Below are 14291 nucleotides of genomic sequence, written 5' to 3' on the forward strand. Positions count from 1 at the left end.
CAGGTAGGTCTCGCGCGAGACGCCGTGCGCCAGCAGGACCTGGTGGCCCGCGCCGCCAGCGCCGGTCACGAAGCCGCCGAGCAGTTTCGCGGACTTGAACGGTGTCGTGGCGTCGGCCAGGCCGGTGACCAGCTCGACGCGGTTGCCCATCGGGTCGGCGGTGACGAAGATCCGGTCGACCTTGCGGGCGGCGGCCAGGGCGTCGTCGCCCTCGGTGACCTCGATCCCGGCCGCACGCACCTTCGCGATCAGCGCGTCGAGGGCGGCCGCGTCCGATACCTCGTAGCCGGTGGCCACCAGGTCGTCGGCGGGGCCCTCGGTGACGACCCAGCGATGGGCCTTGTCATCGGTGCGCAGCGTGAATCCGTCACCGGTCTTCTCGCCGTACTGCATGCCCAGCAGTTCGACGCCGAAGTGTTCCCAGTCGGCGAGGCTGCTGACCTCGTAGACGACGTATCCGAGCTCCTTGACTCCGGACATGTCTGTTCTCCTTCTTCGCGGGCGTGTTCTCAGGTCGGTGGGATGCCCTCGGGCGGGCTTCAGGCGGGTACGGCGAGGCCGCTCGCGTCGGCCGCCGCGACGAACCTGTCGGGGCGCAGGGCCACGGCGCGGGCGCCGTAGCGGCGCAGCCACGGCAGCAGGACCTCGTCGAGGTCGACCAGTTCCTCCGGGCCCTGGGTGTATGCCGTCTTCGGCCGCACCGCGAGGTAGCGGGCGCCGAGCGCGTCCCAGCCGGTCTTCTCCTCGGGCGTCAGCAGGGTCGCGGGGTCGACGTCGTCGCCGAGCAGGACGAAGCCGTGGCCGAGGAGGTCGTCGAGGCGGGCCATCCGGCCGGCGGTGTCGCCGACGGTGGGCTGCGGCACCATGCGGCCGACGATGCTGGCGTCGCCCAGCGGGCCCCTCAGCCAGCCGCCCGCCAGCACCGGCGGGGCGATCAGCGGCGGCTCGTAGGGGGTGACCGTGTTCTCGGGCACGGCGTTCATCGCGGCCTGCTCCTCCTCGGAGGCCTCCCGCTTGATGACGCGGCCGAGGCCGACCGCGAGGCCGGTGTAGAAGGCGGCGTTCGGGCGCCGCTCGGCCTCGTAGGTGTCCAGCCAGCTCTCGGGCAGCTCGCCGGTGACGACGCGGGCGAGTTTCCAGCCCAGGTTGTGCGCGTCGCGCATCCCGGTCTGCATTCCGGCGCCCGCCCACGGCGGCATCAGGTGGGCCGCGTCGCCGGCGAGGAACACCCGGCCCCGGCGCCAGGTGTCGGCCATGCGGACGTGGTGCCGGTAGAAGGCGTGCTGGTGGATCTCGACGTCGTCCTCGGTCACTCCGAGCGCCTTGAGCAGCGGCCACACCTCGGTGCTGGTCGGGTAGTCCTCCGGGGACTCGTCGGGCTTGAGCGGGATCTCCCAGCGGTGGTTGCCCGCGGACAGGGCGATGTCGACGACCGGGCGCTCGCTGTCGGACCAGAAGGTCAGAAAGTCGCGGTCGGGCCACCAGCGCTTGACGCGGCAGTCGATGACCACCCAGGTGACGTGGCTGGTGTCGCCGACGAGCCGGCAGCCCACCCGGCCGCGGGTGGCGCTGGAGCCGCCGTCGGCGGCTATCGCGTACCGGGCGCGGACGGTGCGCACCCGGCCGGTGGCGGTGTCCGTGGCGGTGAGGGTGACGCCGTCGGCGTCCTGGTCGACGCCGGTGACCTCGGCGCCGTAGTGGACGGTGATGCGCTCGCCGAGCTCCTGTGCGGCGGCGCGCAGTTCGGTCTCCATCGTCGGCTGGTAGATGTTGTAGAAGCGCGGCTTGCGGCCCAGCGTCGACGGCGGGTGCTCGATCCGCATGATCTCCGTGCCGTCGTAGGTCACCCAGCGCAGGGCCCGCTGCGGGTCGATCTTCTTCTCGATCCGCTCGTCGATGCCGAGGTCCTGGAAGATCCGCATCGTCCAGTCGTTGACGGTCACGGCGCGGGCACGGGGGTAGATGTCCCGGTCACGCTCGAGGACGACGACCGAGACGCCGTACCGGGCGAGGGTGAGTGCGGCGATCACACCGGTAGGGCCGTATCCGACGATCGCGACATCCGCGTCGTGGCTGTGAGTGCTCTGGCTCATGCGCAGACTCCGTTGTCCCATCCGCACGTCGTTCCGTGCGAAAGTTTTGGACCGATCGGTCGGTCCAATAGCGGGGAGGCTAACAAGTCGCTGCCGTCGGATGTCAAGGGTTGTTTCAAGATCAGATGCTGCGCGACGGCGGGCCTTCGGGGGACGGATGACCTCCGACGGGGCCCGCCTAGACTTCGGCAGGTGGACACCACCGAGCCGAGAGCACACACCAGCAACCGTCGAGGCCGCAGATCACGGCAGGAGATCCTCGACGCGGCCGCGCGCGTGATGTCCGTGCGAGGCTACGCGGGCACGTCGATGTCGACGCTCGTCAAGGAGACGGGTCTGCCCAAGAGCGCCTTCTACCACCACTTCGAGTCGAAGGCGGGGCTGCTGTCGGCGGTCATGGTCCAGGGCGCGCACGGCTTCTTCGGCGCCATGCGCAAGGCCCACCGCAATCCGCCGCAGGGCGGCACCCCGCGCGAGCGCATGCGCTGGTACCTGCGGAAGACAGGCGAAGTCATCGAGAACCGGGAGGAGTTCCTGCGTCTGCTCCTGGTGCTGGTGATGAGTCACGAGGCGGCCGAGGCACCGGAGGCGCTGCAGACCGTGCAGGCGGTCCGTGACGAGGGCCGCGACTACATGCGGCACATGATCCGCTCCGCGTTCGAGGGCGAGGGCGAGGCCGCCGCCGACAGGGTCGCCGGCGCCCTCGCCCACTTCGGCATGGCCGGGTTCGACGGCGCGTTCGTCTCCTTGCAGTCGGCGGACGGCAAGCCGATCGAGCAGTTCATGGAGGAACTCGCCGACTCCATGGTGGCGCTCGGCCAGGCGCTGCTCGCCGCCCGCTGACCGTGCGGGCGCCCGCTCGGGCGGGCCGCCTCCCGCGCTCCGGGCGATCGCCGGCGCCGTGCCGACGATCGTGTCCTTGTCGCCTCGCCGGCGGTCGACCCCGCCGATCCCGGCTACACCGCGACGGACCTCAACGGCCGCACCGGTCCGCAGACCGTCACCGAAGGCACCGACGCGATCGTCCGGCTCGCCACCGAAGGGCCCGGCGCCGGCTCGGGCCGCTTCATCGACCGAACCGGCCCGATCGACTGGTCCTGACCGGGCATCGCAGCGACACGGCACACATCCATCCGGCCAGCCGCCGAGCACGCCAGCGGACGGCGAACGGCCGGGCGGGAGCCTGCGAAACGGGAGTCCGTGACCGGGCCCTGTGCCGGCGAACGGCACAGGGTCCGGGGCATCGCGGGCCGGCGGCCTGGGCGCGCTGGCGGCCGTTGCGCCGTGCGCGGGCACATCCCGTGGCGGGGCAGCGTTCCTGGCGCGGGCCGGCCCAGGGGCCGCCCAAAGGCTGCCGCGCCCGGCACTGCGCGCGGCGGGCAAGGCGGTGCAGGCGGAGCCGGGGGTGTGCAGCACCCGCCGTGGCAGGGGGCCTTGGGGCGCGCTCTTCCCGCTCCGGGCGGCCCGAGTGCGGGGCCGGTGGCGAAGTGGCGCCGGTTACAACCTTTCGGTGCCGTGGACGGTCATGGTGGGCAACGTTCAGCTGCCGGCCATGGTGCCGTCACCTTCCGGGGGGAGGAGCTTGTGAGAGCGCGAACGGTCCGGCTGGGGGCGCCGGCGCTGCCGAATCCCGAGGCGTCCCGGTTGGTCGGTGTGTACCGTCGTACGGTTCCGGTGGGCGCGCGAAGAGTGATCGCCGAGCATGTGGACAGCGAGCTGCGGGAGCAGTTCAAGTCGAAGATCGCCGCCGTGAGCGAGATGAGGGGCCAGTTACAGCGGGGCCGGGTGGCGCGCCGCCACCGGCGGCTGCTGGCGGCGCGGGGCAGTGTGGTCGTCAGTGTGAACGGCAGGGTGCGCATCGCGCATGTCATGCCCGACGTCACGCCGCTTCTGGCCCGCAGGTCCAATCTCGACGAGGTGGCCGCCGCGCTGCGCGGCGCGGGCGTGGACTACTTCTGCGTGCGCTCGCCCTCGCCGACCTCGGCCGCGCTCGCGGTGCGCGAGAGGGACCGGCAGGCGGTGCTCGGTGCCCTGCGTGAGGCCTGCCGGGTCAGGCCCGGATACGTGGTGCCGGTGCGTGGGGGTGCGGCCGGGAGGGAGTCTGCCGTGGCCGGCTGCGGTCCGGGGCAGTGGAGGCGGGTGTCCGCCTCGAGTGTCTTTCGGTGCACCTGGTACCGCACCGACCCGTCGGGCCGTCTGGTGCTGGGGCTGCGCTACGGCTGCGACATCGAGTTCTGGCGGCAGGAGGACGGCCGGCTCCTCTCCCCTAGGCGCAATGCGGTCGCCGAGAGCGTCGAGGCGGACCAGGCGGCGGTGGAGGCGGACGAGAGCCTGTTCACCGACCTCGCTCCCCTGCCGGCCGAGCAGGACCGGCCGGCCCGGGTGCGCACGCGGCGGGCCTTCGCGGTGGAGGCCGTGGGACGCCGTGCCTTCCCCATCGATGTGGTCTACACGTGGGTTGACGGCTCCGACCCCGACTGGCTGCGCCGGCGGGCGGGTTTTTCCGACCGGCCGTACCACGACGAGGCTGCCAATGCCGCCCGTTACCTCAGCAGGGACGAACTGCGCTATTCGCTGCGCTCGCTGCATCTGTACGCGCCGTGGGTGCGCAACGTCTATCTGGTCACCGCCGACCAGTGTCCCCGGTGGCTGAACACCGATCATCCGCGGATCAAGGTGGTCGGCCACCGGGACATCTTCACGGATCCGGACGTCCTGCCGACGTTCAACTCGCATGCCATAGAGAGCCAGCTCCACCACATCGAGGGGCTGTCCGAGCACTTCTTGTACCTCAACGACGACGTGATCCTCGGTCAGGAGATCCTTCCTGAGCACTTCTTCCTGCCCAACGGCCTGGGCAAGTTCTACCTCTCCTCCGCGCTGGTTCCCTTCGGTGACCTCTGCGCCCAGGACCCGCCCGTGGCGGCGGCCGCGAAGAACAACCGCCGGCTCATCGCCGACCGGTTCGGCGACCACATCGTCCGCAAGATGAAGCACGTGCCGCACGCGCTGCACCGCAGCGTCCTGGACGACATCGAGAGGGAGTTTTGCGAGGAGCACCGGCGCACCGCCGCCAGCAGGTTCCGAAGCGTCGACGACATCTCCGTGGCTTCGTCCCTGCATCACTACTACGCGTTCCACGCCGGGCGGTCGTTTCCCGGGGAGGGGCTCGTCTACCGCTACTGCGACGTCGGCAGACCCGGCATCGAGCGGATGCTGGGCAGGCTGCTGGCCCACCGGGACGTGCACGTCTTCTGCCTGAACGACACCACCTCCACGCAGGCCGAGGACGGCGGTGGGCCGACCGTGATGACTCGCTTCCTCAACGCCTACTTCCCCCTGCCCAGCCCCTACGAGACGGACGGCGGATGAGGCAGCTTCCCGCCCCCCGCACGGTGATCCGCAACGGCTACCAGAGCCTGCGCCTGGCACGCTCCCGCCTGGACGACCTGGTTCTGGCGAGGCCGCGCGCCGACGACTGGCCCCGCCTGAGAGCCGAGCACCTCTCCGTCCTGGACGGCCGCACCCTCAACGTCTGCGTCCGCGTGCCGCGGCAGGCATCGGCTCCCGCCCTGGTGCTGGGGCCGGCCTCCTCGGCGTGTGTCGTTCCGCTGACGCCTCGCCGACGCGGCGACGGGCCCCTCCAGGCCTGGGCAACGGCCCTTCTCAGCTTGCGGGAGGCGGAGGATGCCGCGGCGGTGTCGGTGCCTGCCGGGGTGCACACCTGCCTCCTTCCAGCAGGCCGGTGGCCGCTGTCGGTCGCCTTCACCGACATCTGCGGCAAGGAACACCGCTACGCCCTGGCCAGGGCGCCGCAGCTGATGCCCGACGGCCCCACCCTCGCCCAGCCGGTACGCGAGGACGGTTCCCACTGCCGTCTCATCGCCTCCGGCACCGGCCGGGCGTATGTGTCCCTGGGCCGGGACGGCGTCCAGGCGGAGCTGGTGTCCTTGAGTATCGGCTGGTCCGAGGTGACCCTGGAGGGCCGCCTGCTCAACGCGCCGGCCCCGCAGTGCCGCGGCGCCGTCGAACTGGTACGCAGGAGCCGGCGGGTGGCCCGACTGGTCCCGGCCGTCTGGCACGGCGACACCTTCGTCTGCCCGATCCAGGTGGCCGACTTCGGCGCCTTCGACGCCAGGGAGCAGATCTGGGACGTGCGCCTGCGCCGCGGGCGGCGCAGGCCGCTGAAGATCTCACGGCGCCGCACCGACGTACGCAGCCCCCACGACGTCTTCCGCATGCCGCACCGGCTGCTGAGGGCCACGGACGGCACCATGCTCCGCATCAACCCCTACTACACGCCGGTCGGCAGCCTGGCCTTCCGCACCGCTCACCTCGCAACGGGACGCTGACACCGATGAAGATCACCTTTCTGCTCACCTGGGGCGACGAGATGGGCGGCACGGAGCAGGCCGTCTACACCCAGGCGGCCCACCTGGCGCCCCGCCACACCGTCGAGGTGGTCAGCGTGTTCAAAACACGCCGGCGTGCCTTCTTCACCGTCGACGAGCGAGTGTCCGTGCGCTACCTGGTGGACCGCACGGGCAGGACCGAACGCCCGGTACGGCACAGCGGTCTGCGCCTTCAGGAGTGCCGCCGCCTGGCCGGCCTGCCCAGCACGCTGATCAACCCGGCGTGGGAGGCCACCTTCGACGCCCTGTCCGACGTCGAGATGCACCGCTGCCTGCGGACCCTGGACACCGACGTCCTCGTCACCACCTCGCCCGCGCTGATGTCCGCCGCCGCCGATCTGGCGCCCTCCCGCGTGATCACCGTCCACCAGGAGCACCGGCCCTCCCAGCTGCGCGGCGCCACAGGCGAGCCGCTGCTGCTCAGAGCACCCGAGATGGACGCGCTCGTGGTGCTGACGGAGCGTACGAGGCAGTGGCTCCAGGAGTCGCTGGGCAAGGCGGCACCGCGCCTTGCGGCCATCCCCAACGCGATCCCCGAGGGGTTCCGCCCCCGCTCCAGCCTGACCGGCAAGAGCATCGTGATGCCCCGCCGGCTCGTCCCCGACAAGCAGGTCGACCACGCCATCGTCGCCTTCTCCAGGGCGCTGCCCCAGCACCCCGGCTGGCGGCTGCGCATCTTCGGCGACGGCCCGCAGATGTCCCGGCTGCGCAACCTCGTCCAGGGCCTGGGCCTGCACGAATCCGTCGAGATCCTGGGCCCCAGCCGGCACATGGCGCAGGAGTGGGCCAAGGCCAGCCTCACCATGCTGCCCTCCCAGGACGGCGAGGCCTTCCCGCTGGTACTCCTGGAGGCCTTCGCCGCCGGTGTGCCGGCGGTGGCCTACGACATCGTCACCGGACCGGCGGAGATCATCCGGCACGGGATCGACGGGCTGCTCGTCGCGCCGGGCGACATCGACGGCCTCACCGCGGCGATCTGCACACTGATGGAGGACCACCAGCTGCTGTGCTCCTTCGGCGAGAGGGCCTACGAAGGATCGGCGCGGTTCGCCGCCGACGTGATCGTCGAACAGTGGGAGGAGCTGTTCACCGCACTCCTCGACCGACGCGACACCCCCCAGCGGCTGACCGAACGCGCCGATCGCATGGCCCACCGCCTCGCCCACGGCGGCACCGGCCGCTTCCACCCCGCCGTCGCGGCGGACAGGACCGCACCGTCCTCCGGCGACCAGCGGGCCCGGGAGGTGGTCATCGGGGCGTCCCACAACTTGCTCGTCCGGGCCGGCGGCCGGCTCTGCGAGGTCCGCGACGACCTTCAGGGCGCCGACGTCATCCAGCGCAACTTCGAGACCGCCGTCACCGCCCTTGAGGAACACAACATCCCCTTCGTCGTCCTGCGCGACAGCGGCGACATCCCCAGATCCCGCGTGGCCGTCGACACCGCCCACCAGATGCTGGTCCACAAGGCGCTCGCCGCGACGTACGAGGGCCAGGCGGTGTACGCCGAACTCCTCAAGCCCCGCACGCACGCCCCGGCCGTTCTCCTCGCAGAACGCCTCCCCGGCGTGGGAGAGGGCGCCGGACTGCGGGTGTTCCGTCCCGTCGTGACCTCCACCCGCACCCTGCGTTTCGGGCCCGCCTACGGCTGCGACGTGGAGTTCTGGCACCGGGCAGGCCAAGAGGACGGCGACGGGGAGCAGTTCGTCGCCCCGCTGCGTCCCAGCGCCGTAGGCCCCAGGCTGCCCTCGCTGACCGCCGACGCCACGCTCCGCGTCCGCGACCGCGACTACCCCACCCTGGAGCCGTTCACCAAAACGCTGATCAACGACATCACCTACCCCATCGACGTCGTCTACACCTGGGTCGACGACACCGACCCCCAGTGGCAGCAGCGCCGGGCCGCACGACGCGAAAGCCTCGGCCTCACACCCGAGGGCGGCGGCGACGAGGCCGCCAGGTTCCGCAACCGGGACGAGCTGCGCTACTCCCTGCGCTCGCTGGCCATGTTCGCCCCCTGGGTACGGACGATCCACCTGGTCACCGACGACCAGACGCCCCACTGGCTGGACACCACCCACCCAGCCCTGCGCGTGGTCTCACACCGCGACATATTCTCCGACCCCCGCTGCCTGCCGACCTTCAACTCCCACGCCATCGAAACCCAGTTGCACCACATCGACGGCCTGTCCGAGCACTTCTTGTACCTCAACGACGACGTCTTCATCGGCAGACCGCTCACCGCGCAGAAGTTCTTCCTCCCCAACGGCATGAGCCGCTTCTTCTTCACACCGACAGCCATACCGACCGGCGAGCCGACCGAAACCGACGAGGGCTACTTCGCCGCGGCCAAGAACAACCGCCGCCTACTGCAGAACCGCTTCGCAGTGACCGTCACCAACGGCTTCGCACACGCCCCGCACCCCTTACGCAAAAGCGTCCTGGAAAGCATCGAGACGGACTTCCGCGAAGACGTCGCCCGCACCGCGGCGAACCCCCTACGCGGCCGGCAGGACATCTCCATGGCATCCTCCCTGCACCACCACTACGGCTACCTCACCGGCACCGCCGTACCCAGCGGCATCCGCTGCGCCTACATCGACGTGGGCACCCACCAACACCACCCGGAACTCACACGCCTGCTGACCATCCGCGGCCACGATGTCTTCTGCCTCGGTGAGTCCAGGCAGGCCGAAGTCCCCGCCCAGGAACAAGCCCGCATCATCGCCTCGTTCCTGGCCGCCTACTTCCCCGTCAAAAGCCCGTTCGAACACTGAACCGACACCCGCACACCCCGACAACCAGGTCGTGTTCGACTTCGCCATCACCGAGGGCCGGATCGTCTCCATCGACCTGCTCGCCGAACCGGACCGGCTGCGCCGCCTGGACCTGGCGTTCATCAACGACTGACGACAACCACACCGCACCTACGACAGCCCCACCCCACGCAACCCGCGGGGACCGCGGCCACCCCACTACACGATCTTCATAGTGGCCATCATGCCCATCGCCGAGTGGTCGAGCATGTGGCAGTGGTAGACGTAACGGCCGCGGTAGGTGTCGAACGTCGCTTGCAGCTTGACCGTATCGCCGGGCATGAGCACGACGGTGTCCTTCAGACCGGACTCGGCGGGGCCCGGGCTCCGCCCGTTGCGTTCCAGGACCCGGAACTGCACCAGGTGGATGTGAAAGTTGTGAGGGATCACCTTGTCGACGTTGGTGACCGTCCAGATCTCGCTGGCCCCGAAGCGCACATACGAATCGACCCGGTCGGGGTCGTAGACCTTGCCGTCGATGTAGCCCCGTGGCGGGGCGGCACGGCCCTCGTCCATGTACAGCGTGACAGTACGCTCGGCGGTCGCCTTCGGCAGAGGCGGCAGGCTACGCAGCACGGCGGGGATCTCGGTGGGATCATCGGCCGTGCGGGTGACATCGAACCGCAGAACCTGACCGAGCGAGTCGACCGCGCCCGAGCCGGCCTTGTTCTGCAGCACCAGCCGAGTACCCACAGGATAGCGGGAGAAGTCGATGACGACGTCCGCGCGTTCACCGGAGGACAGAAAGACGGAATCCGTCTCGTACGGACACGGCAGCAGCCCACCGTCGGAGCCGATCTGCACGATCGGGCCGCCGTCAGCCAGACCCAGCCGCAGCATGCGGTCGTTGGAGGAGTTCAACAGCCGGAAACGGTACCTGCGAGCGGCGACCTCCAGATACGGGTAGGGGACGCCATTGGCAAGAAGAGTGGTACGAGACCGGTCGCCCATCACATACACCAGCCGGCCGGCGTCGTCGAAGTGGGCGTCGCGGATCGCGATGGGCAGGTCGTAGTCGCCCGACGGCAGCGGCAGTCGACACTCGGTGGCATCCGAGAGCAGGTAGAAACCCGACAGCCCCCGATACACATGCTCGGACTCCATGTGGTGAGCGTGGTCGTGGTACCACAACGACGCATGCGGCTGCCGGTTGGGATACACATACGAGCGCGTACCGCCGGGAGCGATGGTGTTCATGGGATTGCCGTCGTTGCGCTGTGACAGCGAAGCCCCGTGCAGATGGACCGCGGCGGGCCTCTCGAGCAGGTTGTGCTGCCGGACGATCACCGGACGCCCCGAACGCGCCCTGATCACAGGACCGGGGAAATGACCGTTGTAGGTCAGGACCTCCGTCGGCAGACCCGGAAAGATCTCCCTGACCGTACGTCGCATCGACATACGGTAGACATCGACACCACCGATGGTGGAAACCGGGGAAAGCACCCGCGGAACAGGCAGGGGCACACAGAACGGTTCCGACACGGGCGACGCGCCGGAACCGAGAGTGTCCGCGACCGCATCACCCGCAGTAAGCACAGGACCCAGGGCAGCGCCCGTGAAGGCGACGCCCGCCGCGGCCAGGCCGGAACTCAGCACGCTGCGTCGATCGACCATGGGGTCCTCCCTGAGGGTGGGTGAGAACAGACACGCCAGAACACAGCACCAGCCGACACCCACACCCGACTACTGCGCGGGCCGCCGCGCCCCTCCATGTCGCGGCCGGCTGCGTTTCCGCGAGCATACGACCACACGACCCTCATCCCCCGACGCAACAAGCCGTCACCACCCACTCGCACCCAACCAGGTACGCCGGCCGGCGCGGCCGGCGGCGTGCGCCGCGCGGTGCCGGCCCCTGCGGGGAGCCGCGGGGGCGGCGGCCGGCATCGCTGAGCGGCTGTCCGGGCAGCGACGGACGGTCGGCTCCCCGGCCGGCGACCGGGGCCATGCCTCAGCGGCCCGGCCCGCTTCTGATGGGGAGTCACGAGGGCCTCGACTGTCCCTCCGGGGAGCAAGGGCGGGACAAGGGCTGACGAGGGCAGCAGGGCGGGGAGCGTCCGGGCATGGGTCGAGGCCGCGAGCGCTCGGGGACGGTCGCGGACTCGGAAGGGGGGTGCCGCCGGTTGTGACCTCTCAACCCCGACTCAGACAGGCCGACACAGACCAAACCAACCAACCCGCACCCACCTACCACCGACCCACACCACCCACACTGCGGCTCGGACATGACGGATTGCGGAGTGGGCCGTCGTGCGGGCGGTGCTGCCGGCGTCGGCGCCGATGGCGGACGGGGCGGGCGGCCGGAGAGTTATTGCCACCGGCAGACGGTCGGCGCTTTGCGCTAGCTGGTCGACAGCGGGATCAAGTCGCGGGTCATGCCCGCGGACTTCTCTCCTCTCAGTGAGTCAGGATGACTTGGGCCTTTCGGTACGGCTTTGAGCATCACTCCGGACCAAGCCGCCGGAGACTGGTGTGGTGCCGAGGTCGCTGTCGCCGTCCTTGTGGCGCAGCACCCAGTCGTCGAGGTCGAGGGCCGTCTCCAGCGGTTCCCTGGACATGTGGGCCCGCAGGCTGGTCACCTCGCCGGCGGATCCGCCCGAGCGAGGCCCCTCGGAGGAGAGCAGCTCTTCCCGGAAGGCGGCCTCGGACATCGCGAAGCGCACCCGAGCGGTGTGGGGAGACACGTCCAGCACATCGCCGACGAGCTGCCAGTCGGCGCCGCCCACGCGCTCGAACACGGCGGCGGCTTCCAGGAACCGCTGTGCGGCGGCGAGCACTCGTGCTGCGTCGGCCAGCACGGCGCCGGGCACGCGGGTGGTGCCGTCGGGGTTCAGCTCATGGTCGCCGATGGGGACGTTGGCGCGCGCGAGGTCGGCCAGTTCGCATGCTTCGTAGGCCATCACCAACCTCGCTCGCGCCGCGTCCGTGTACGCTGCGGCATCTCCGGCGCCGCTTTCGGTCATGTCAGCAAGCCTCCGCTTCCGACGAGGGGCGGTGATCGCCGCGGCCCCCCGCGTGGTCAGCCGTGCAGGAAATACAGGACCGTCGTGATCACGGCGGTCGCCAGGAGGATGCCCCGAAGCAGCCAGGCGGGAAGACGGCGGGCCAGGTGGGCGCCGGCGAACCCCCCAGCCACGGCGCCGACCAGCATGGCGCCGAGTAGAAGCGGAGCGCTCAGTGCCTCCGAGGCGATGAGGAACAGCGCGGTCGCGCTGAGATAGATGGCCGCGAGTTGGGTGATCCGCATGGGGTTGCTGACCGCGGCGTCAAGACCGAGGCCGATGCTCCACAGGGCCAGCATCATGATGCCTACGGCTCCGCCGAAGTATCCGCCGTACACGGCGAGGAAGAATTGCCCGATCAGGACGGCTCGTGAGCTCATGCCGACCGAGCGGCCCAGCGCGCTGCTCAACGCCCTGGAAAGGTGGCGGCCCAAGGCGAGGACCACTGTGGCGAAGGCGAGCAGCCACGGCGCCGCTACGTCGAACGACGATGCGGGCAGCACCAGCAGCAGGCCGGCGCCGACTCCACCGCCGATCACACTGATCGCAGTCAGCTTCTTCGTGGGCGTAGGCCCGACAGGGGCGAGCTCGCGTCGGTACACCCACGCGCCGGCCACGGCGCCGGGTACGAGGGCGACCCGCGACACCGCGTTCGCCGCCACCGGTGGCAGGCCGAAGGCGACGAGAGCGGGCAGCGCCACGAACGTGCCCCCGCCCCCTATGGCGTTCAGGGCTCCGGCGGCGACACCGGCCAGCAGGACAAGAGGGAACTCGATCACACGCTGAGCATCACCTGTGGACGAGCGGTTCCACAATGCGGAATCAGTGTACTGAGCCTAAGGCTGGGCCTTAGGCTGAGCTGATGCGCTATGACCTGGACGACCTGCGGCTCTTTCTCCACATCGTCACGGAGGGGTCGATCACGGCGGGCGCTCATCGCATGCACCTGAGCCTGCCCTCGGCCAGTGCCAGAGTGCGCTCACTGGAACATCACGCCGGCGTGGCACTGCTGATCCGCGGCCGACGGGGCGTGCGGCCCACGCCGGCGGGGACGACACTGGCCCGCCACGCACGCGACGTACTCGACCGGACCGCGAGGCTCGAGAGTGCCGTCGCGAGCTACACCCGGTCCCCGACCGCTCCGCTGGCCCTGCTGGGCGGCGGCTCCGCGATGCACCGGCTCGTGCCGCAGGCCCTGATCTCGTTCCTCCGCGCCCACCCGGACATCGACGTCACAGTGTCCGAGAGCCGCACGCCACAGACAGTGCGGATGCTCGCCGACGGCGAAGCGGACCTGGGGGTCGTCCTCGACGACGAGGCCCGCGACTGCGGCCTGCGCATGGAGCCCCTCGGAGACGACTCCCTCGTCGTGATCGGCCAGGCCGGAGGGATCCTGGCCGGACGGACCGCGCTGACCTACAGCGAGGTCGCCGAACACCCTCTCGTCGGCCTCGACGCCGACTCCTCGCTGCGCCGCTGGATCGAGAAGCACCTGGGGCCCCACGCCCCGGTCGTGCGCCACCGGACCACCGTCGCCAGCCTGAGCGTCCTCGTCTCCCTCGCCGTCGCGGGCGCCGGGCTCGCCGTCGTACCACGCCGCGCCATCGATCCCCACCAGCCCCTCGAGGTGTGCGAGCTGCAGGATGCCTGGGCTCGCCGCCATCATCTACTGGCCTGGGGCGTCAAGGACCACGCCACGTCGACGGCGACCGCGGCGCTCGCCGAGCACCTGCGCCGCGCGGCGCTGTCCGAGCCCTCCTTCCGCAACGCATACGCATGACGGTGGCGGGTGGAGGTGTTGGCTCTTCGTGTTCGCTGTCACCAGTGGGATCGTCGTGCAGTGCGGGGACGCGGCTTGCTGGCTTGCCTGTTCGTCCTGAACGGTAGCGGTCCGGCCGGTACCGCAGCTCGTCATCAACGCCCTGCCCGGGCCGCTGCCGACCCGGCGCCGGCTGGCTTCCTGCGCGACGTCCC

The 14291-nt window shown here is 70.4% G+C and carries 10 protein-coding genes and 1 pseudogene; 6 read left to right on the forward strand and 5 right to left on the reverse strand.

All coding sequences use genetic code 11. The features are described 5' to 3' along the window. Window positions 1-480: VOC family protein (locus BZY54_RS00780; protein WP_341868653.1), on the reverse strand; the 480-nt coding region annotated here is incomplete at its 3' end. A 59-nt stretch (window positions 481-539) separates the two neighbouring features. Next, on the reverse strand, window positions 540-2093 hold the full coding sequence (locus BZY54_RS00785; RefSeq protein WP_086722378.1) for a bifunctional 3-(3-hydroxy-phenyl)propionate/3-hydroxycinnamic acid hydroxylase: 1554 nt from the start codon (window positions 2091-2093) through the stop codon (window positions 540-542). 192 nt (window positions 2094-2285) lie between these two features. On the opposite strand from BZY54_RS00785, the gene BZY54_RS00790 reads away from it, so the two are divergent. The 5 genes and pseudogenes from BZY54_RS00790 (at window position 2286) to BZY54_RS00810 (ending at window position 9279) form a co-directional block, all read left to right on the forward strand. Beyond that, the gene (locus tag BZY54_RS00790; protein ID WP_244216878.1) at window positions 2286-2936 is read left to right on the forward strand and encodes a TetR/AcrR family transcriptional regulator; all 651 of its coding nucleotides are present in this window, start codon (window positions 2286-2288) and stop codon (window positions 2934-2936) included. A gap of 93 nt (window positions 2937-3029) precedes the next feature. Beyond that, window positions 3030-3194: pseudogene (locus BZY54_RS52645) on the forward strand (short-chain dehydrogenase); the annotation flags it as partial. A 483-nt stretch (window positions 3195-3677) separates the two neighbouring features. Continuing rightward, window positions 3678-5465: a stealth family protein gene (locus BZY54_RS00800; protein ID WP_425276247.1), complete on the forward strand. Its 1788-nt coding sequence runs from the start codon at window positions 3678-3680 to the stop codon at window positions 5463-5465. Further along, window positions 5462-6445: a hypothetical protein gene (locus BZY54_RS00805; protein ID WP_086722380.1), complete on the forward strand. Its 984-nt coding sequence runs from the start codon at window positions 5462-5464 to the stop codon at window positions 6443-6445. The genes BZY54_RS00800 and BZY54_RS00805 overlap by 4 nt, the downstream gene beginning before the upstream one ends. Before the next feature lie 5 nt (window positions 6446-6450). Continuing rightward, window positions 6451-9279, forward strand: a complete 2829-nt coding sequence (locus tag BZY54_RS00810) for a stealth conserved region 3 domain-containing protein (protein ID WP_086722381.1) — start codon at window positions 6451-6453, stop codon at window positions 9277-9279. 198 nt (window positions 9280-9477) lie between these two features. Here BZY54_RS00810 and BZY54_RS00815 read toward each other — a convergent pair whose 3' ends face one another. From BZY54_RS00815 to BZY54_RS00825, 3 genes are all read right to left on the reverse strand, one after another. Continuing rightward, window positions 9478-10932: a multicopper oxidase family protein gene (locus BZY54_RS00815; protein ID WP_086722382.1), complete on the reverse strand. Its 1455-nt coding sequence runs from the start codon at window positions 10930-10932 to the stop codon at window positions 9478-9480. A 788-nt stretch (window positions 10933-11720) separates the two neighbouring features. After that, window positions 11721-12215, reverse strand: coding sequence for a hypothetical protein (locus BZY54_RS00820; protein ID WP_244216879.1), 495 nt, complete (start codon window positions 12213-12215; stop codon window positions 11721-11723). Window positions 12216-12334: 119 nt separating this feature from the next. Next, window positions 12335-13096 carry a sulfite exporter TauE/SafE family protein gene (locus tag BZY54_RS00825; protein WP_086722384.1) on the reverse strand — a complete coding sequence of 254 codons (762 nt, stop codon included), beginning with the start codon at window positions 13094-13096 and terminating at the stop codon, window positions 12335-12337. 83 nt (window positions 13097-13179) lie between these two features. Between BZY54_RS00825 and BZY54_RS00830 the strand changes: the two genes are divergently transcribed. Then, a complete protein-coding gene (locus tag BZY54_RS00830; protein WP_086722385.1) occupies window positions 13180-14097 on the forward strand; it encodes a LysR family transcriptional regulator in 918 nt (305 codons plus the stop codon). Window positions 14098-14291: the final 194 nt, after the last annotated feature.

Origin of the sequence: Streptomyces carpinensis (genome assembly GCF_002154505.1) — a bacterium.
In the GTDB taxonomy this organism is placed as follows: Bacteria; Actinomycetota; Actinomycetes; order Streptomycetales; family Streptomycetaceae; genus Streptomyces; species Streptomyces carpinensis.

Excerpts from the sequence above, each read along its gene's own strand:
- BZY54_RS00810 (WP_086722381.1), top strand. The coding sequence starts at position 6,451 with ATGAAGATCACCTTTCTGCTCACCTGGGGCGACGAGATGGGCGGCACG.
- BZY54_RS00805 (WP_086722380.1), top strand. The coding sequence starts at position 5,462 with ATGAGGCAGCTTCCCGCCCCCCGCACGGTGATCCGCAACGGCTACCAG.
- BZY54_RS00820 (WP_244216879.1), bottom strand. The coding sequence starts at position 12,215 with ATGGCCTACGAAGCATGCGAACTGGCCGACCTCGCGCGCGCCAACGTC.
- BZY54_RS00785 (WP_086722378.1), bottom strand. The coding sequence starts at position 2,093 with ATGAGCCAGAGCACTCACAGCCACGACGCGGATGTCGCGATCGTCGGA.
- BZY54_RS00830 (WP_086722385.1), top strand. The coding sequence starts at position 13,180 with ATGCGCTATGACCTGGACGACCTGCGGCTCTTTCTCCACATCGTCACG.
- BZY54_RS00815 (WP_086722382.1), bottom strand. The coding sequence starts at position 10,932 with ATGGTCGATCGACGCAGCGTGCTGAGTTCCGGCCTGGCCGCGGCGGGC.